Origin of the sequence: Nonomuraea sp. NPDC001636 (genome assembly GCF_040298265.1) — a bacterium.
GTDB lineage: Bacteria > Actinomycetota > Actinomycetes > Streptosporangiales > Streptosporangiaceae > Nonomuraea.
In genome coordinates this window covers 157,950-174,879 of the sequence record NZ_JBEOZT010000014.1, presented here as the reverse complement: position 1 = coordinate 174,879, position 16,930 = coordinate 157,950, and the positions used below count along the sequence as shown (strand labels likewise).

At 71.8% G+C, this 16,930-nt stretch carries 20 protein-coding genes; 11 read left to right on the top strand and 9 right to left on the bottom strand.

Going from position 1 to position 16,930, the window contains the following annotated elements; genetic code table 11:
• The first annotated feature begins 3 nt into the window (after positions 1-3).
• A complete protein-coding gene (locus ABT158_RS25875; protein WP_352357510.1) occupies positions 4-486 on the top strand; it encodes an NUDIX domain-containing protein in 483 nt (160 codons plus the stop codon).
• Here ABT158_RS25875 and ABT158_RS25870 read toward each other — a convergent pair.
• Complete coding sequence (locus ABT158_RS25870) at positions 445-2,292, bottom strand: sensor histidine kinase (RefSeq protein WP_352357508.1); 1,848 nt, start codon at positions 2,290-2,292, stop codon at positions 445-447. The genes ABT158_RS25875 and ABT158_RS25870 overlap by 42 nt on opposite strands.
• Positions 2,293-2,408: 116 nt before the next feature.
• On the opposite strand from ABT158_RS25870, the gene ABT158_RS25865 reads away from it, so the two are divergent.
• Positions 2,409-2,822, top strand: coding sequence for a hypothetical protein (locus ABT158_RS25865; RefSeq protein WP_352357506.1), 414 nt, complete (start codon positions 2,409-2,411; stop codon positions 2,820-2,822).
• A gap of 2 nt (positions 2,823-2,824) precedes the next feature.
• On the opposite strand, the gene ABT158_RS25860 is transcribed toward ABT158_RS25865, so the two are convergent.
• Positions 2,825-3,280: a hypothetical protein gene (locus ABT158_RS25860; RefSeq protein ID WP_352357504.1), complete on the bottom strand. Its 456-nt coding sequence runs from the start codon at positions 3,278-3,280 to the stop codon at positions 2,825-2,827.
• Between the two features lie 74 nt (positions 3,281-3,354).
• Here ABT158_RS25860 and ABT158_RS25855 point away from each other — a divergent pair, with 74 nt between their 5' ends.
• Positions 3,355-3,882, top strand: coding sequence for a DUF6886 family protein (locus tag ABT158_RS25855; RefSeq protein WP_352357502.1), 528 nt, complete (start codon positions 3,355-3,357; stop codon positions 3,880-3,882).
• Here the strand turns inward: ABT158_RS25855 and ABT158_RS25850 are convergent.
• Genes ABT158_RS25850 through lysS form a run of 4 tightly spaced genes read right to left on the bottom strand, consistent with a single transcriptional unit; the run spans position 3,857 to position 7,794 of the window.
• Entirely contained in the window at positions 3,857-4,819 is a 963-nt protein-coding gene (locus tag ABT158_RS25850; RefSeq protein ID WP_352357500.1) for a ketopantoate reductase family protein, read from the bottom strand. The two genes, ABT158_RS25855 and ABT158_RS25850, sit on opposite strands and share 26 nt — an antisense overlap.
• 19 nt (positions 4,820-4,838) lie before the next feature.
• Positions 4,839-5,567 (bottom strand): glycosyltransferase family 2 protein, encoded by a 729-nt coding sequence (locus ABT158_RS25845; RefSeq protein WP_352321313.1) that lies wholly within the window; start codon positions 5,565-5,567, stop codon positions 4,839-4,841.
• Between the two features lie 60 nt (positions 5,568-5,627).
• On the bottom strand, positions 5,628-6,167 hold the full coding sequence (locus ABT158_RS25840; protein WP_352357498.1) for an AAA family ATPase: 540 nt from the start codon (positions 6,165-6,167) through the stop codon (positions 5,628-5,630).
• A gap of 13 nt (positions 6,168-6,180) precedes the next feature.
• Positions 6,181-7,794, bottom strand: a complete 1,614-nt coding sequence (lysS, locus tag ABT158_RS25835) for a lysine--tRNA ligase (RefSeq protein ID WP_352357496.1) — start codon at positions 7,792-7,794, stop codon at positions 6,181-6,183.
• A gap of 89 nt (positions 7,795-7,883) precedes the next feature.
• Between lysS and ABT158_RS25830 the strand changes: the two genes are divergently transcribed.
• Positions 7,884-8,399 carry a DinB family protein gene (locus tag ABT158_RS25830; RefSeq protein ID WP_352357494.1) on the top strand — a complete coding sequence of 172 codons (516 nt, stop codon included), beginning with the start codon at positions 7,884-7,886 and terminating at the stop codon, positions 8,397-8,399.
• A gap of 4 nt (positions 8,400-8,403) precedes the next feature.
• On the opposite strand, the gene ABT158_RS25825 is transcribed toward ABT158_RS25830, so the two are convergent.
• The gene (locus ABT158_RS25825; RefSeq protein ID WP_352357492.1) at positions 8,404-9,516 is read right to left on the bottom strand and encodes an ROK family protein; all 1,113 of its coding nucleotides are present in this window, start codon (positions 9,514-9,516) and stop codon (positions 8,404-8,406) included.
• Between the two features lie 90 nt (positions 9,517-9,606).
• On the opposite strand from ABT158_RS25825, the gene xylA reads away from it, so the two are divergent.
• Genes xylA through ABT158_RS25810 form a run of 3 tightly spaced genes read left to right on the top strand, consistent with a single transcriptional unit; the run spans position 9,607 to position 12,598 of the window.
• Complete coding sequence (gene xylA / locus ABT158_RS25820; protein ID WP_352357490.1) at positions 9,607-10,758, top strand: xylose isomerase; 1,152 nt, start codon at positions 9,607-9,609, stop codon at positions 10,756-10,758.
• Positions 10,755-11,498, top strand: a complete 744-nt coding sequence (locus tag ABT158_RS25815; RefSeq protein ID WP_352357488.1) for a sugar phosphate isomerase/epimerase family protein — start codon at positions 10,755-10,757, stop codon at positions 11,496-11,498. The genes xylA and ABT158_RS25815 overlap by 4 nt, the downstream gene beginning before the upstream one ends.
• Complete coding sequence (locus tag ABT158_RS25810) at positions 11,495-12,598, top strand: Gfo/Idh/MocA family protein (RefSeq protein WP_352357486.1); 1,104 nt, start codon at positions 11,495-11,497, stop codon at positions 12,596-12,598. The genes ABT158_RS25815 and ABT158_RS25810 overlap by 4 nt, the downstream gene beginning before the upstream one ends.
• A 9-nt stretch (positions 12,599-12,607) precedes the next feature.
• Here the strand turns inward: ABT158_RS25810 and ABT158_RS25805 are convergent, their stop codons facing one another.
• Positions 12,608-13,888 carry an esterase-like activity of phytase family protein gene (locus ABT158_RS25805; RefSeq protein WP_352357484.1) on the bottom strand — a complete coding sequence of 427 codons (1,281 nt, stop codon included), beginning with the start codon at positions 13,886-13,888 and terminating at the stop codon, positions 12,608-12,610.
• A 212-nt stretch (positions 13,889-14,100) separates the two neighbouring features.
• On the opposite strand from ABT158_RS25805, the gene ABT158_RS25800 reads away from it, so the two are divergent.
• The 4 genes from ABT158_RS25800 (at position 14,101) to ABT158_RS25785 (ending at position 15,877) form a co-directional block, all read left to right on the top strand.
• Positions 14,101-14,376 (top strand): hypothetical protein, encoded by a 276-nt coding sequence (locus tag ABT158_RS25800; protein ID WP_352357482.1) that lies wholly within the window; start codon positions 14,101-14,103, stop codon positions 14,374-14,376.
• A gap of 132 nt (positions 14,377-14,508) precedes the next feature.
• A complete protein-coding gene (locus ABT158_RS25795; protein WP_352357480.1) occupies positions 14,509-14,871 on the top strand; it encodes a nuclear transport factor 2 family protein in 363 nt (120 codons plus the stop codon).
• Positions 14,872-14,951: 80 nt separating this feature from the next.
• The gene (locus ABT158_RS25790) at positions 14,952-15,506 is read left to right on the top strand and encodes a hypothetical protein (RefSeq protein ID WP_352357478.1); all 555 of its coding nucleotides are present in this window, start codon (positions 14,952-14,954) and stop codon (positions 15,504-15,506) included.
• Between the two features lie 17 nt (positions 15,507-15,523).
• Positions 15,524-15,877 carry a YbaB/EbfC family nucleoid-associated protein gene (locus ABT158_RS25785; RefSeq protein WP_352357476.1) on the top strand — a complete coding sequence of 118 codons (354 nt, stop codon included), beginning with the start codon at positions 15,524-15,526 and terminating at the stop codon, positions 15,875-15,877.
• A 15-nt stretch (positions 15,878-15,892) separates the two neighbouring features.
• On the opposite strand, the gene ABT158_RS25780 is transcribed toward ABT158_RS25785, so the two are convergent.
• Entirely contained in the window at positions 15,893-16,801 is a 909-nt protein-coding gene (locus ABT158_RS25780) for a WXG100-like domain-containing protein (protein WP_352357474.1), read from the bottom strand.
• Positions 16,802-16,930 lie beyond the last annotated feature (129 nt).

Below are 16,930 nucleotides of genomic sequence, written 5' to 3'. Positions count from 1 at the left end.
CCGGTGAACGATTTCTGGTCCACCGTCAACCGGGTCGTCACCGGGGCCGCGGCCTACATCACCGACGAGCGGGGCCGGGCCCTGCTCGTCAAGCCCAACTACCGCGACCACTGGTCCTTCCCCGGCGGCATCATCGACGCCGGGGAGCACCCGGCGCAGGCGTGCGCCAGGGAGGTCGCCGAGGAGCTCGGCCTGGTGCTGGAGGTCGGCCGGCTGCTCGCCGTGAGCTGGGTCGACGGCCTGTCCTACGTGCCGTACGCGATGGTCAACTTCATGTTCGACTGCGGCGAGCTGCCGCCGGACGCGGTGATCACCCTGCAGGCCGAGGAGCTGGACGACCACGGCTTCTACACCCACGAGGAGGCCGCCCGCCTGCTGCCCGCCCACGGCCACCGGCGGCTGCTGGCGGCCGCGCGGGCGCGGGCCTCGGGCGGGACGGCCTACCTAGCTCCCGGCGAGGACCGGCTGGTCGGCCAGGAGGGCTGAGGGCAGGAAGACCATCGCGGTCAGGCCGCCGTAGGGCGAGGGCGCGAGGGTGACCTTGATGTCGTGCCGGGCGGCCAGCCGGCCGACCACGAACAGGCCCAGCCGGTCGCTCTGCGCCAGGTCGAACTCCGGCATCTTGGCCAGCCGCTCGTTGAGCTCGTCCAGCTCGACGCGGGGCAGGCCGAGGCCGCGGTCCTCGATCTCGACCATCAGGCCGTTCGGGGTGCTCGAACTGCGCACGTCCACCCTGGTCTGCGGGGGTGAGAAGAGGGTGGCGTTCTCGACCAGCTCGGCCAGCAGGTGGGCCACGTCCGTGACGGTCGCGCCGAGCAGCGCGGTCTGCGGCGGCGGCAGGATCTCGACGCGCTCGTACTCCTCGACCTCCGCGACGGCCGCGCGCAGCACGTCGAGGACGGCCACCGGGTTGCGCCAGCCGCGCCCGGGGGCCTGGTCGGACAGGATGATCAGGCTCTCGGCGTGCCTGCGCATGCGGGTGGTGAGGTGGTCCAGCTTGAACAGGTCGGCCAGCAGGTCGGGCTCCTCGGTGGCCCGCTCCATGCTGTCGAGCTGGAGCAGCTGGCGGTGCAGCAGCGACTGGTTGCGCCGGGCCAGGTTCACGAAGACCTGGCTGACGCCGTGCCGCAGCCTGGCCTGGTCGACGGCGGCCTCCACGGCCGTGGACTGCACGTGGTTGAAGGCCCGCACGATGTCGGCGACCTCGGAGGTCTCCGTCCTGACCTCCAGCGGCGCGACCTCGGCGGCCGTGGGCGGGCGGGTGTTCGTGCGCAGCCGCTCGATCAGCCCGGTCAGCCGCACCTCGGCCAGTTCGGTGGCCGCGTCGCGCAGCCCGGCCAGCTCGCGGACCAGCCGCCTGCGGAAGCGCAGCGACAGCAGGATCGAGGCGAGCACGGCCAGCAGGCCCACGCCGCCGGCCACGCCGATCTTGATCAGGATGCTGCCGGCGGCCGGCGTCACCCGGGCCACGATGCCCTCCACGGCCTGGCCCTGGTCGCGTTCGAGCACGGCCCACAGGTTCTGGCCGTCGATCTCCCAGGTGGCGGCGGTGGCGGGCAGTCCGTTCATCGCGGCCTGGCCCCGGATGGCGTCCTCGGCGTCGAGGAACTCCTTGTAGACGGGCGAGGTGGCCAGCTGCGCGTACGGGCCGCGCAGGCCGCCGTCCAGGTGCGAGAGCGCCTGCGAGTACAGCAGCCGCCGGGTCGCCACCATCCCGGTGAACGCCTCCCGCTCGACGGCCTCGACCCGCCCTCTGGCCAGCACCACGACGATCATCGCGCGCTCGCGCGAGACCAGGTCCTTGGCCTCGCCGAGCATGGTGACGGCCCGCGCCTGCCGGTACAGCGACATGTCGGGCACCAGCACCATCGCGTCGTACATGCGGAAGGAGGCGTCCACGATCTGGCTGTAGCCGTCGATCACGGCCAGCGGCGCGACCGTGTTGCCGTCCACCTCGGCGCGGATGCCGGACAGCAGGTCGAGCTTGGCGTTGAGGGCGTCGAGCTGCGTGCGCATCTCGGGCGACATCCCGCGCTCGTCCTTGGCCAGCTTGCGGAAGGCCGCCACGGCCCGGTCGGTCTGCCCGCGCTGCCTGGCCAGCTTGTCCGCGCCGCGGTGGGTGGCCAGGAACTCGACCGAGGCCAGCCGCTCGTCCTGGAGCTCGGCGTTGATCCGCTCCGACGGCGTGGCCAGGTTGGAGGCCAGCTTGTTGATCTCCAGCAGGCGCAGGCCGTCGCCGCCGGTCAGGGCCGCCGCGAACGCCCACAGCCCGACCAGGGACAGCAAGGGCACGAGCAGGAGGATCAGGAGCTTCAGAGCAATGGGACGGCCACGCGTGGGGGGCATGCGACCTCCGGGTGCATGATGAGATCGCCTCGCAGATTACACCCCCCTTTGGAAGGATTTCTGTGCGTCTTCCGCGTTCCGCCGCCGGTTGGACCATCGGCGTCTTCGGCGTGCTCGCCTTCGCGCTCGGGCTCGTCGGGCTGCTGTCGCCGGACTCCCTGCTGGTCCTGCTGGGTTTCGAGGTGCTCGACGTACGCCCGTCCGGCGACTACACGCTGGTCTACATGGCGGCTTCGTCGATGGCGGCGGTGAACATGGGGGTCTATTACGTTTTCGCGGCATCCGCCGACTACACGCCGTTCTTCCGGTGGACCGTTCCGTTCCGGCTGGTGACGTTCGCGGTGTTCACGACGCTGGTGCTGACGGGGGCGGCGCCGGGCGAGTTCTTCGGCGTGGGGCTCTGGGAAGGCGTGGGAGCGCTGGTCACGGGGTTCGCGCTCTGGCGCGAGGGCAAGCTGCTGCCCTCGCGCCCATGAGCTCACGGCCTGGTGTCGTCGGGGCGGCCGCCGCCGGCCACCAGCCGGTCGCCGTCCACCGGTTCGTGCGCGGCTCGCTCGCTCGCGACCCGTTCGTGCGCGACGCGGCCGTCCGTTCCGCCGTCCGTCACGCCGTCGTGCGCGGCGCGGTTGCGGTCGCGTTCGAGCCGCCGTTCGAGGTCGCGCTTCTCGTCCTCCAGGCGGGAGACCCGGTCGGACTCCTCCGCGCGGGCGGCCCGCAGCCTGCGGCGCTTCCTGGCGGTCCTGCGCGACCCGGCGCCGATCAGCCAGATCCCCGCCAGCAGGGCGGCCGCGACGACCGCTCCGGCGAGGAACATCTGGACGTGGTCGAGCTGGTAGGTGTTGCCGAACAGGATGTACCTGGAACTCTCCTCCGTCGCCACCAAGGCGACGGCGCCGCCGGCGAGCAGGACCAGGATCAGACCCAATAAGACCATCCGAACTCACCCCTTGTCGTCAGAGCGCGTTTCTTCTGCCCTGACGGAGACGGGGTATGCGCATGATGGCGGGTATGAGACCCGAGCCCGGCCAGGTGCTGCACTTCTCCGAGGACCCGACCATCGAGCGGTTCGTGCCCCATGCCGCGGTGACGTCCTCGCTCGGCGAGCCGTACGTGTGGGCGGTCGGCCACGACCGCTGCCCCGACCACTGGTTCCCGCGCGCCTGCCCGCGGGCGATGGCCTGGCGCGGGCCGGACACCACCGACGAGGACGTGGCCAGGATCGCCGGCGCGGGCTGCGGCGACCGCGTGCACGCCGTCGAGTACGCCTGGCTCAAGGCCATCATGGACGTCCGCCTGTACGCCTACCGCCTGCCCGCGGCCGGGTTCGCGCCGATCGGCGACCCGCCGCACGCCGTGGTGTCGAGGGAGCCGGTCGTCCCGATCGGGCCGCCCGAGCCGGTGGGCGACCTGTTCGAGCTGCACGAGCAGGCCGGGATCCAGCTGCGCGTGCTGGACAACCTGTGGCCGTTCTGGCACGAGGTGACCGGCAGCAGCATGGAGTTCAGCGGGATCAGGCTGCGGAACGCGCGTCGATGAGCGCGGTCAGCTCGGCCACCGGCATCGAGGCGGGCGGCAGCTTCTCGCGGGCGACCCGGTTGGCCTCGCGGCGCAGCACTTCGTTGACCGGCGTGGGCACGCCGTGCTCGCGGCCGAGCAGGACGATCTCGCCGTTGAGGTAGTCGGCCTCGATCGAGCCGCTGCCCCTGGCCAGGCTCTGCCAGGACGATCCGCCGCCCCGCCGGACGCCTTCGATCGGCACGACGTCCACCTGGTGGCCGCGGACCCGGCGCTCGTCCTCGGCGGTGGAGTAGGGGATGCCCGCGTGCTCGAACACGCTCATGGCCTCGGCGCGGGCCCGGTCGGCCAGTTCGGCCATGCCGTCGGCGTGCCCGACGAGGGCTTCGACGGCGTTGCCGAGGTTGTTGAGCAGCTTGCCGTGCTTCCAGCGCATGACGTCGGGGGTGGCGCGGGCGAGGAGGCCGTGTTTGCCGAGGTCGTCGGCGATTCGCCCGGCGAGGTCGTCCACACCCGGGGGATAGCGCCCGACGTGCAGCAGGCCCGAGTACGGGTGGCCGTGGGCGGCCACGACGCCGGGTTCGAGGTGCTGGGACGGCAGCCACACGCACATGCCGTAGACCTGCTCGGACCTGCGCAGGACGGTGCGCTCGTTGGCCACGCCGTTCTGCGCGCACACGACCGGCAGGTCCGTCGGCCAGGGATCGAGGGCGGCCAAAGTGTCCTGGGACTTGGTGGCCAGGATCAGCACGTCGTCGTCGCGGGTGGGGATCGGGCCGGAGGCCGCGGGGATGCGCAGGGTCTCGTCGGAATCGGGGGTGATCAGGCGGAGTCCGTCACGCTTGAGCGCCTCGTGGTGCGCGCCTCTCGCGACGAGCACGACCTCGTGCCCGCCCTGGTGGAGGCGGGCGCCGATGGTGCCGCCGACTGCTCCTGCTCCGATCACTATGTAGCGCATTGTCCGAGAATGTCACTTCTTACTTCGCGAGCGCCACCTCGGTCTGCGGCATCAGGGCGGTCCCGCGCGTACGCTCGCGCATGATCGTCTTCAGCACGCGCCAGCCGTCGCGCACCGCGTGCAGGTTGCTCGCGCCGTGGATCCGGGAGCGCTCGTGGCTGGGCACCTCGTGGATGACCAGGCCGGCCTGGGCGGCCCGGACGTTCATGAGGGTCTCGATCTCGAAGCCGTCGCAGTCGAGCTCCATGACGTCCAGGTGGTCGCGCCAGAAGGCGTTGTAGCCGTAGCACAGGTCGGTGAAGCGGGTGCCGTACAGCATGTTGGTCAGGCCGGTGAGGAACTTGTTGCCCAGCGACCGGATGGGGCTGAGGTCGTCGGAGCCGCCGCCGGGGGCGTACCGGGAGCCCTTGGCGAAGTCGGCGCCGTCGATGAGGGTCTCGACGAACGAGCGGATCTCCTTGCCGTCGGTGGAACCGTCGGCGTCGATCATGACGATGATGTCGCCCCGGGCGGCCTGGAAGCCCTCGATGAGGGCGTTGCCCTTGCCCCGCCGGCTCTGCACGACGACCCGGAGGTCGGGGCGCAGCCTGCGCGCGACGGCGACGGTGTCGTCGGTCGAGTTGCCGTCGACCAGGATCACCTCGTCGATCCAGTCGGGCAGCGTGGCGAAGACGTGGGGAAGGTTCTCGGCTTCGTTCATCGCGGGGACGATGACACTGACACTGGCGGCGAAGGGCTGCTTGTTCATGGGTACAAGGTGCACCTGCACACATGCAGCCCACTTGACACTGCCTTGCAGTGATCCTACTTATATGCGATCTCCACCGACCAATGCCTCGTCCGCCCGCGCGAGGATCTCCTCGACGGTCTCGGCGGGGGACTGGGCGGAGGTGTCCAGCCACAGGCCGATGCGCGGCGTTTCGGCCCGCAGGGCGGCGTCGAGCTGGGCGATCGTCCAGGCGCCGTAGCCGGTCTTGGCGCGTTCGCGCTCGCGGCGCTCGACGGCGGCGGCGTCGGGGGCGAGCACGACCACCCGGAGCGGACGGCTGCGGATCCACCCGGTGAACCGCTCCAAGTCCTCTCCGAGCACCACATCTTGCACAATTGCTGTGAATCCGGCGTCGAAATACAAGTCCGCCGTTTGGGCCGCGAGCCGGTAGCGCAGGTGCAACTGGCGCACCGCCTCCTCCTCCGACCCGGGCGCCATCTCGGCCCGGCCGCCCACGACCATGCGGCGGTAGGCGTCGCCCCGGACGTGCGCCGACCGCGGCAGGCGCTCGGCCAGCGCCTGGGCGACCGTGGACTTGCCGGCGGCCGAGATCCCGGTGACCAGGACGACGCCCTTCACCCGCGGCCGCCCCTCATCCGCCGACCAGCTTGCGCACCCGGTCGGCGCCCACCGCCATGAGCAGCGTGGGCAGCCGCGGCCCGGTGTCGCGGCCCACCAGCAGCCGGTAGAGCAGGACGAAGAACGCGCGCTGGGCCGCCTTCAGCTCCGGCGTGGGCTTGGCGTCGGCGTCGAGCCCGGCCTGGAGCTTCGGCACGCCGTAGACCAGGCTGGTGAGGCCGTCGAGCGTCCAGTCGTCGAGGCCGTCGGCCAGCAGCCGCAACGACTCGCGCTCGGTCTGGCCGAGGGAGTCGAGCAGGTCCTGGTCGGGCGTCTCGCGCACGTGGGTGCGCTGGTCGGCGGGCAGGTGGTTGGTCACCCAGCGCTGCGCCCGGTCGAGCCGGGGGCGGGCCTGGTCGAGCCGGTCGACGGCGTCGAGGTCGCGCAGGATGCGCAGCGCCTGCTCGTCGTGGCCGGTGGTGATGTCGAGGATCGAGGCCAGCGTGCGGTAGGGCACCGGAACCGGCGTGGCCGGCAGCGGCCCGGCGGCGGTGCCCACGGCGCGGGCGTGGGCGGCCAGCTCGGCGGGCTGGGCCTGGCCGGAGGCGACCTTGCGGGCCAGGGCGTCCCACTCGTCGTAGAGGCGCTGGATCTCCTGGTCGAAGGCGATCTTGAAGGACTGGGCGGGCTTGCGGCGGGCGTACAGCCAGCGCAGCACGGGCGCCTCCATGATCTCCAGCGCGTCGGCCGGGGTCGGCACGTCGCCCTTGGAGCTGCTCATCTTGGCCATGCCGGTGATGCCGACGAAGGCGTACATCGGGCCGATCGGCTGCTCGCCGCCGAACACCTCGCCGACGATCTGGCCGCCGACGATCCAGGCCGAGCCGGGGGAGTGGTGGTCGACGCCCGACGGCTCGAAGACCACGCCCTCGTACGCCCACCGCATCGGCCAGTCGACCTTCCACACCAGCTTGCCGCGGTCGTGCTCGGCCAGGCGCACGGTCTCGCCGAACCCGCACTCGCAGGTGTAGGCCAGCTCGGTCGTCTCGTCGTCGTACGCGGTGACCTTCGTGAGGTCGCGCTCGCACAGCTCGCAGTACGGCTTGTACGGGAAGTAGCCGGCCACCTCCCGGCCGCCGTCCTTGGTCCGGTACGCCGCCAGGATCGCGTCGATCCGCGACCGCTCGCGCACGGCCAGCAGGATCTGCTCCCGGTAGGCGCCCGAGGTGTACTGCTCGGTCTGGCTGATGCCCCGGTAGTCGACGCCCAGCTCGGCCAGCGCGGCGGTCATCGGCGCCTTGAAGTGCTCGGCCCAGTTGGCGTGCGGGCTGCCCGGCGGGGCGGGCACCGAGGTCAGCGGTTTGCCGATGTGCTCGGCCCAGGACGGGTCGACGCCCGCGGGCACCCTGCGGAACCGGTCGTAGTCGTCCCAGGACAACAGGTGCACGCAGTCGAGGCCGCGCCGCCTGATCTCGTCGGCCACGAGGTGGGGGGTCATGACCTCGCGCAGGTTGCCCAGGTGGATGGGGCCCGAGGGGCTGAGCCCGGAGGCGCAGACGATCGGTTTGCCCGGGGCGCGACGCTCCGCCTCGGAGATCACCTCGTCCGCGAACCTGGAGACCCAGTCGGCCTCTGCACTTTCCGCCATCGAGCCATTGTCGCGGCTCGCCCGGGTCATACGCGAACCAGCCGATAATCCGGTGCGTTGCCGGTGAGCCCTGCAGTAGCCTCCGGCGCATGACGCCACCCCGTGTACGTCCGCCCTTCGTGGCCGACGAACGTACCCAGCTCGTCGGCTGGCTCGACATGCAGCGCGCGATCGTCCACTGGAAGTGCGAGGGGCTGTCGGACGCCGACGCCCACCGGCCGGTCCTGCCGACCTCGCCCCTGATGACGATGGCCGGCCTGGTCGCCCACATGCGCTGGACCGAGCACTGCTGGTTCGAGGTGCTCTTCCTGGGCGGCAGCGCCGAGGGCAACCCGCAGTTCCTGGAGGAGCCCGAGGACGCCGACATGCTGGTCGAGGGCGTCACGCTGGCCCAGCTCCTCGACGACTACGCCAAGCAGTGCGAGCGCTCCAACGAGATCGTCGCCGCCCACTCGCTCGACGACGTCGGCAAGCACCCCGACTTCCGGTCGGCGGCGTCCTCGCTGCGCTGGGTGCTGATCCACATGGTCGAGGAGACCGCCCGGCACGCCGGCCACCTCGACATCGTCAGAGAGCTGGTCGACGGGAACAAGGGCTACTACTGACCCGTCACACGCCCAGCACGTCCGCCGGGTCGGCGACGATCCGCTGGATGATCAGCCCGGCCGCCCCCAGCACCGCCGCGTCGGCGCCGTTGGCCGAGACGACCAGGGCGGGCGGCGTGCCGCGCATCTGGCCGAGCCGGGCCGCCAGCACGTCGCGGGCCGGGGTCTCCAGCCACGGGAACAGCGGGGCGAAGATGCCGCCGAGCACGATCCGGCCGGGGTCCAGCAGGTGCACGGCCGACGTGAGCGCCACCCCGAGCGCCTCCCCGGCCCGCGCGCAGGCGGCCAGCGCGCGCCGGTCGCCTGCGGCCAGCGCGTCGGCCAGGGCGGCGACCGAGTCCAGGTCGCCGAGCAGGGCGTCCTGGCCCGCGTACACCTCCAGGCAGCCGCGGCCGCCGCAGCGGCAGGCGGGGCCGTCGGGGGTCACGACGACATGGCCCAGCTCGCCGGCCAGCCCGTACGTCCCCCGGAACACGGTCCCGTCCACGACCAGCCCGGCGCCGACGCCGATCTCGCCGGAGACGTAGAGGAAGTCCGTCGCCCGCGAGCCGAACCACAACTCGCCCAGCGCCGCCAGGTTCGCCTCGTTGTCGACCGCGCACGGCAGGTCGAGCAGGTCGGCCACCCGTACGTCGCGCCAGCCCAGGTGGGGGGCGTTGCGCAGCAGGCCGTCCTCGACCGTGCCGGGCACGGCCAGGGCGGCGCCGATGATCCGCAGCCCGGCCGCCTCCGCCTCCACGGTGACCTCCTTCACCAGGTCGCGCAGCAGTTGCAGCACGTCGGCCGGGTCGGAGCCGCGGTTGTCGGCCGGGCGGACGCGGCGCAGGCGTACGGACCGGGTCAGGTCGACCACGCAGGCGGCCAGATAGTCGATGTTGACCTCCAGCCCGAGCGCGGCCACCCGGTGCCCGCTCAGCCCCACGGCCACGCCGGGCCGCCCGCGCTCGCCGTCGCGCACCGCGCCCGACTCGCTCACCGCGCCGGCCTCCAGCAGGGCCGCGACCAGGCTGGACACGGTGGTCTTGGTCAGCCCGGTGAGCTCGGCCAGCGCCGCCCTGGTGAGCGGGCCGTGCGCGTGGACGGCCTGGAGTACTACGGCCAGATTACGGGCACGCATGGAATCATGCCGGACCCCCCTTGACGCCACCATGCATGCCTCCTCAGGATTATGTACAGATTATGGACTAAAGGTAGGGGACGTCAGCAAATGTCATCCTTCACTCCGACACCCGCCGATCGCTTCACCTTCGGACTCTGGACCGTGGGCTGGCAGGCCCGTGACCCGTTCGGCGACGCGAGCCGTCCCGCGCTCGACCCCGTCGAGAGCGTGCACCGGCTGGCCGAGCTCGGCGCGTACGGCGTCACCTTCCACGACGACGACCTGCTGGCCGTCGAGCCCGACCGGGACAAGGCGATCGCCGCCTTCCGCAAGGCCCTGGACGAGACCGGGATGAAGGTCCCGATGGCCACCACGAACCTGTTCACCCACCCGGTGTTCAAGGACGGCGCGTTCACCAGCAACGACCGCGACGTGCGCCGGTACGCCCTGCGCAAGGTCATGCGCAACATCGACCTGGCCGCCTCGCTCGGCGCCACCACGTACGTGTGCTGGGGCGGACGCGAGGGCGCCGAGTCCGACGCGGCCAAGGACGTCAAGGCGGCCCTCGACCGCTACAAGGAGGGCCTGGACCTGCTCTGCCAGTACGTCCTCGACCGCGGCTACGACCTGCGCTTCGCCCTGGAGCCCAAGCCCAACGAGCCGCGCGGCGACATCCTGCTGCCGACCATCGGCCACGCCCTGGCGCTCATCAACGACCTGGAGCACCCGGAGATGGTGGGTCTCAACCCCGAGGTCGGCCACGAGCAGATGGCGGGGCTCAACTTCGTCCACGGCATCGCCCAGGCGCTGTGGCACGGCAAGCTGTTCCACATCGACCTCAACGGCCAGCACGGCCCCAAGTACGACCAGGACCTGATCTTCGGCCACGGCGACCTCAAGAGCGCCTTCTTCCTGGTCGACCTGCTGGAGAACGGCGGCTACGACGGCCCCCGCCACTTCGACTACAAGCCGCTGCGCACCGAGGACCCCGACGACGTGTGGGACTCGGCCGCCGCGAACATGCGCACGTACCTGATCCTGAAGGAGAAGTCGCGCGCCTTCCGCGCCGACCCCGAGGTCCAGGAGGCCCTGCGCGCCTCCCGCGTGGACGAGCTGGCCCGGCCCACCCTCGCCGCGGGCGAGACCTGGCAGGACCTGGCCGCCGACGACTTCGACCCCGAGGCGGCGGCCCGGCGCGGCTTCCACTTCACCCGGCTCAACCAGCTCGCCCTTGAGCACCTCATGGGGGTCCGTGGATGACCAGGCCGCTCAGCGTCCAGCTCTACACCGTCAGGGAACAGCTCGCCGCCGACCGCGACGGCACCCTTGAGCGCATCGCCGGCATCGGTTACGGCGCCGTCGAGCCCTTCGACCCGACCGCCGACCCCAAGGGCTTCCGCCAGGTGATCGACGACCTGGGGCTCGCGGTGAGCAGCACGCACGCGTACGCGCTGCTCAGCCAGGAGCCCGCCGAGGTCTTCGACGCCGTCGCCACGGTCGGCGCCGACCTGGTGATCATCCCCGGCGGCGTCCCCGAGGCCGAGTTCACCACCCGCGACGGCCTCTCGCGCACCGCCGACCTGCTGAACGGCCTGGCCGAGCAGGCGGCCGGGCACGGCATGCGCATCGGCTACCACAACCACTGGTGGGAGATCGAGCCCAGGATCGACGGCCGGCACGCCATCGAGGCGCTGGCCGACCTCCTCGCCCCCGAGGTGTTCCTGGAGATCGACACGTACTGGGCGGCCGTGGGCGGCGCCGACGTGCCCGCCCTGCTCGGCCGCCTGGCCGGGCGCACCCTCGCGCTGCACGTCAAGGACGGGCCGGTGGTGAAGGGCGAGCCGCACACGGCGGTGGGGGCGGGCGCGATGCCGGTGCCCGAGATCCTGGCCGCCGCGCCGGACGCCTGGCGGATCGTCGAGCTCGACACGTGCGCGACCGACCTGTTCACCGCCCTGGCCGACAGCAACGCCCACCTCACCGGCCTGGAGGGCTCATGAGCGGCGGGCCCGTCGGCGTCGCGGTCGTCGGCGCCGGGGTGATCAGCGCCCAGTACCTGCGCAACCTCACCGCCTTCCCCGACGTGCGGGTGCTCGGCGTGGCCGACCTCGACACCGGCCGGGCCGCCGCGGCGGCCCGCGAGCACGGCGTGCCCGCCTCGGGCAGCCTGGCCGAGATCCTCGCCCTGCCCGAGGTCGAGATCGTGGTCAACCTGACGGTCCCGGCCGCGCACGCGGCCGTCGCGCTGGAGTCCCTGCGCGCCGGCAAACACGTGTACGGCGAGAAGCCGCTCGCCCTGGACATGGACGAGGCGGCCAAGGTCATGGCCGAGGCCGCCAACCTGGGCCTGCGCGTCGGCGGCGCCCCCGACACCTTCCTCGGCCCCGGGCTCCAGGCCGCGGCGCACGCCCTGCGCTCCGGCCTGATCGGCGAGCCGGTCGGGATCACCGTCGCCTTCCAGAACCTGGGCCCCGAGTCCTGGCACCCCGATCCCGAGTTCTACTACCGGCCCGGCGGCGGCCCCCTGTTCGACATGGGCCCCTACTACCTGACCGCGCTGGTCTCCCTGCTCGGCCCGGTCGCCCGCGTCGCGGGCGGCACGCGCAGGGCCCGCGCCGAGCGGGTCGTCGGCTCGGGCCCCAAAGCCGGCACCCTGTTCCCCGTGGACGTGCCCACCCACGTCAACGCCCTGCTGGACTTTCCCGGCACGGCCACCGCCACCGCGACCTTCAGCTTCGACTCGCCCGTCAGCCGCAAGTTGATCGAGGTGATCGGCACGGAAGGAGCCCTGCTGCTGCCCGACCCCAACACCTTCGGCGGCCCGCTGCTGGCCCGCGGCCCGCACGACGCCGACTGGCGGGAGCTGCCCGTCGGCGCCGACCGGGCCGGGCGCGGCATCGGCGTGCTCGACCTGGCCCGGTCGCTGCGCGCGGGCACGCCGCACCGGGCCTCGGGCGAGCTGACGCTGCACGTGCTGGAGCTCATGACGGCCATCACCGAGTCGGGCGAACGCGCCGAGTTCCGCCCGATCACCTCGGCCGTGACGGCCCCCGAGCCCCTGCCCGCCGGCTGGGACCCGTACGCCGGCACGCTGTCCTGACCGGACGGCTCAGAAGAGCGGCTTGGCCAGCCGGATCGTCAGGATCCGGCTGGTCACGCCCGAGTCCACCAGGCGGCCGTCGGCGTCGAAGGTGCCGAGGCCGAAGTCGTTGTCGTTGGCCACGGCGAGCGTCACCGGGTCGAGCAGCGCGACGCCCTCGATCTTGCCGGGCAGGCCGGGGATCGCCGCCAGGTCCACGGCCAGGGCCTTGGCGGCGACGGTGACGTCCGACGGCAGCGACGCCTCCAGCGAGGGCGTGGTGGCCGGGTCGTCGTGCGGGCCGCCGAGCAGGTTCGTCGCCCGGCGCAGGTCGACGGTGTAGAGGCGGGCCACGGCGTCGGTGCGCTCCTGGAGCAGCAGACGGCCGGGGCTCAGCACGTTCAGGGCGGAGATCTTCATGTCGCCCTGCTCGGCCGCCGGGTCGAAGCCGGCCGCGTTCTCCATCGTGTAGGCCCACTCGCCGGTCGGGCGGCCGGTGCGCAGGTCCACCCGCAGGATGCGGGCCGTGCTCGACGCCTTGCCGGTCTTCTTGTCGGGGTTGGCGAGCGGGCTCTGCACGGCCAGGTACAGGGCGCGCTCGGCCGGCGAGACGCCGAGCGCCTCGATGCCGCGGTTCTGCTGCCGGGTCGCCAGGATCGCCGGCAGCGTCTCGTGGACCGGGTAGCCGGCGCCGGTGAGCTTCAGGCCCTTGGGGACGTACCTGGCCAGGACGCGGCCGTCGCCCGCCACGTGCAGCAGCGACGGGGAGTACTCGTCCACCAGCCAGAAGCCGCCGCGGCCGTCGGTGACGATGTCCTCGGTGTCCAGGCCGTTCGGGTCGTAGGGAAGCTGCGTCAGGCCGTCCCAGGTGTAGGGGATCTCGTCGTGGCCGGACTGGTTGGGCAGGCCGGTGATCGGGGTGCCGTCGGAGGTCTTCAGCGGGATGCTCTCCACGATGCGCGCCGTGTCGTGCCGCACGGCCACGCGGACGATCGCCGGCGCGAACTCCGGCACCGGGAACGTGCGCCGCTTCTCGCCGTTCACCTTGGGCTCGCCGTTCGGGCCGCGGTCGGTGACCATCCAGTACTCGCCCGCGCGCCTGGCCGGGAACAGGCCGCTGCCGAGGCCGCCCAGCTTGACGCCGCGGGAGTCCTTGACGATGTCCGGCTCGAAGGCGGCCAGGTCGGGGGCGGGCAGCGTCACGTCGGACAGGACGCGCGGCTGCCGTCCCGAGGCGGCGTCGGCGGGCGCGGCGACGGTGGTGGCGAGGGCCGCGCCGACGGCCAGCATGGCGATGAACGAACGAGACATGACGCTTCCCTTGGCAGCAAACCTACAGATAGGGGTCGAAAGGTATCCACGCTGGATGTCCTGCCGCTGAAGGGTGCGTGAATTCGTCCTACGACATCCCACGAAATTTCACGACGGTGGGTGACACGTCGTACTCGGGGGGATTCCTTGCCTGCCGGTGAGGTCCCCGGTCCGGCCGTTCCCTTCCCTTCGTTCAGGGCAGGAGGGAGCTTATGACCCAAGACCCCTTCGAACCCCCCGGAACCGGGCTCATCACCTCCTGGATCGCGCTCCTCGACAACGCCCGCCACGAGAACCGGGTCATCTCGGTACGCCTGCTGAGCGGCGACTGCTTCACCGGCCACGTCACCCGCCGGGGCGACTCCGTCGTCACCGTCGAGTCCTCGGAGCGGACCGCCGGCGTCCGGGAGCACAACCTCGCCATCAGCGCCATCGTGTCGATCACCTTCGAGTCGCCGGCCGGTCCCGGCGGGGCCTCGCCCGTCTGAGCACCCGTCTGAGCACCCGCCGGAACGCCCGGCTGTGTGCCGGAAGCGCCGGACGCGCCGGCCTGTCGCACGGGAACGCGTCGTCCCGTATCGTCCGCAGCAGCGACCCCGTCCACGTGAGGAATGATCAACATGTCCCACGATGTGGTACGACGCGTTTTCCAGGTGGTCGACTCGTTCGACCCCGACAAGTTCGCCGAGCTGCTGGCCGAGGACGCCACCCTGGTGTTCGGCAACGCCGAGCCCATGGTGGGACGCGACGCCGTCGCCGCCGGCCTGCGGACGTTCTACTCGACCATCGGCGGCCTGCGGCACCGGATCGTCCGGGACTGGCAGGTGGGGGCCGACACGATCGCCGAGACCCAGGTGACGTACCGGCGGCTCGACGGCAAGGACGCCGCGGTGGTGGCCGTGTCGATCTGGCGCACCCGGGACGACGGCCTGATCTCGGACTACCGCATCTTCGCCGATCTAGCCCCCGTATACGAGCCGTAGCCCTTGCCCTGTATTCCTGTCGGTATTGTGGAGAACTCTCGTGCGCCCGCCGGCGGCCACGTACCGACAGGAGAACCGCCATGCCCACCTACGAGCCGCCCACCCCCACCCCGACCGGTACCCCCGCCCCGAGCCCCACGTCCCCGACCCCCAGCGAGCCCCCGACCCCCAGCCCCACGACCCCGTACCCCACCCCCACCCCGACCTCCACGGCCACCCCGTCGCCCCACGCGACCCCGAACGCCACCCCCTCGGGCCCCGCCGCGGCCGCCCCCCAGGGCTCCGGAATGCCGACCACCGAGGTGTACGGCACCGCCTTCACCAAGGCCGCCGGCGCCTTCCTCGCCGAGCGCACCGAGTTCGCGACCGACACCCGCCGCATCCTCGACGCCCTCGACGCGCTGGGCGACTTCGCCGGCACGGACGAGACCGCGAACACCTTCAAGAAGAACTATTCGACGGCCCTGACGAAGGCCGAGACCTACGTCGACGCCCTGCGCGACGTCTATCCGGCGGTGGCCGACCGCCTGGCCGACATGCGGACCAGCTTCGACGTCGCCAACTGGGCCACCATCGCATCCCTGCCCGAAGTGTCCGACCCGCCCAAGCTCGCCCCCGACGGACAGTTCGCCTGACACCCCTGGAGCCCCCGATGACCACCCCCGACAACCCCACCCCCTACCTCGACGACGAGATGCGCCGGCTCCTCGGCCAGTTCCAGGCCGACATCGGCCCGCTGGAGGAGTTGCAGGAGAGCCTGGACGCCGTCCGCGGCCGTGGCGAGGCCGCCGACGGCCAGGTGACGGCCGAGGTGCTGCCGACCGGCGCGCTCGGCGGCCTGCGCATCGATCCGCGGGCCATGCGACTGGGCGCGGACGCCCTGGCCGAGGCCGTCCTGGCCGCCGCGAACGCCGCCGCCGAGGACCTCGCGGCCCAGATGACCGGCCTGATGACGACCGGCCTGACCCCGTTCGCCGACGAGGTCCGTCGCTTCACCCGGGACTGACGACGTGACCGGCACTCAGTACCGGCGCCACCGCCTGAACTGGTCCTGGCCCGCGGCGACCCCCAGCTTGGCGAGCATCTGCTGCCAGGTCGGCAACAGGCTGACCGGGTCGTCCACGACGTCGCCCGGCCGGTTGAGGGCGTTGGCGGTGGTGCTGAAGATGGTGGACCCGGTCAGGAACACGACGGCGTTACGCGCCGCCGGGTTCTTCGGCAGCACGTTCGCGGCCTTGCCGAAGTTGGCGGGGTCCACGTGGTAGAAGACCATGGCCGCCGCGAAGTTCTTCAGCATGTAGTCGCCGCGGTCCCCCCAGGAGCCGGTGTCCTCGCCCCGCGCCAGCTTGAGCCCGTCGACGACCGCCTGGTCGAGCACGGTGTAGGCCAGGCTGCCCCCGACGGCGTAGATGAACCGCTTCCCCACGGCGTTCTCGAACATCTTGAGCAGCAGCCGCGCCTGCGACCTGCGTATCGCCCAATTGATCATCACCTGGACCTTCTTGTCGATCGCCGGCCAGCAGAAGAACATCAGCAGTTCGATCCACTGGATCATGGCCATCGTGCGCAATGCGTGCTGCGTTCGTTCCAGCAATTCCGCGTAATCCTCGACCGCGTCCGCCAGCCCGCGGATGTAGGCGGACAGGCGTGGCGGATAGGGCGCGATCTCCTGGTTGAAATACGTCCGGAAGGCGTCGATGCCCGCGCCGGAACTCGGCGGCCGCCAGACCCGGGCCGCGACCTCCTCGACGTCGTCAAGGCTGGCGTCCACGCGTCCCGCGAGTTGCCGCAACAGCTCCGCGGCCGCCCGCGCCTTCGCCGGATCGCCGTCGGGATAGGCCACGCTCAACATCTGCAGAACCACGCCGCCCACTCCGACGGCGGAGAACATGAACCCCGCCATCGGCAGCGCCCGGGACGAAGGACTCATTCGACAACCCCGTTCTCGTAACAACGACAATAATCATAGGATCATCCCACCAATACGTTTGATTACGCCAGTCCCGGCCGGTAGGGCACATAACCCCGACAAGAAGGCCGCTTCCGGACCCGGAAGCGG

Bases quoted from the DNA above. Each gene is read 5' to 3' on its own strand.
- ABT158_RS25830 (WP_352357494.1), top strand. From the start codon at position 7,884: ATGACGCCACCCCGTGTACGTCCGCCCTTCGTGGCCGACGAACGTACC.
- ABT158_RS25810 (WP_352357486.1), top strand. From the start codon at position 11,495: ATGAGCGGCGGGCCCGTCGGCGTCGCGGTCGTCGGCGCCGGGGTGATC.
- ABT158_RS25850 (WP_352357500.1), bottom strand. From the start codon at position 4,819: ATGCGCTACATAGTGATCGGAGCAGGAGCAGTCGGCGGCACCATCGGC.
- ABT158_RS25800 (WP_352357482.1), top strand. From the start codon at position 14,101: ATGACCCAAGACCCCTTCGAACCCCCCGGAACCGGGCTCATCACCTCC.
- ABT158_RS25785 (WP_352357476.1), top strand. From the start codon at position 15,524: ATGACCACCCCCGACAACCCCACCCCCTACCTCGACGACGAGATGCGC.
- ABT158_RS25790 (WP_352357478.1), top strand. From the start codon at position 14,952: ATGCCCACCTACGAGCCGCCCACCCCCACCCCGACCGGTACCCCCGCC.
- ABT158_RS25860 (WP_352357504.1), bottom strand. From the start codon at position 3,280: ATGGTCTTATTGGGTCTGATCCTGGTCCTGCTCGCCGGCGGCGCCGTC.
- lysS (WP_352357496.1), bottom strand. From the start codon at position 7,794: ATGGCGGAAAGTGCAGAGGCCGACTGGGTCTCCAGGTTCGCGGACGAG.
- ABT158_RS25845 (WP_352321313.1), bottom strand. From the start codon at position 5,567: ATGAACAAGCAGCCCTTCGCCGCCAGTGTCAGTGTCATCGTCCCCGCG.
- ABT158_RS25825 (WP_352357492.1), bottom strand. From the start codon at position 9,516: ATGCGTGCCCGTAATCTGGCCGTAGTACTCCAGGCCGTCCACGCGCAC.
- ABT158_RS25805 (WP_352357484.1), bottom strand. From the start codon at position 13,888: ATGTCTCGTTCGTTCATCGCCATGCTGGCCGTCGGCGCGGCCCTCGCC.
- ABT158_RS25795 (WP_352357480.1), top strand. From the start codon at position 14,509: ATGTCCCACGATGTGGTACGACGCGTTTTCCAGGTGGTCGACTCGTTC.
- xylA (WP_352357490.1), top strand. From the start codon at position 9,607: ATGTCATCCTTCACTCCGACACCCGCCGATCGCTTCACCTTCGGACTC.
- ABT158_RS25780 (WP_352357474.1), bottom strand. From the start codon at position 16,801: ATGAGTCCTTCGTCCCGGGCGCTGCCGATGGCGGGGTTCATGTTCTCC.
- ABT158_RS25855 (WP_352357502.1), top strand. From the start codon at position 3,355: ATGAGACCCGAGCCCGGCCAGGTGCTGCACTTCTCCGAGGACCCGACC.
- ABT158_RS25815 (WP_352357488.1), top strand. From the start codon at position 10,755: ATGACCAGGCCGCTCAGCGTCCAGCTCTACACCGTCAGGGAACAGCTC.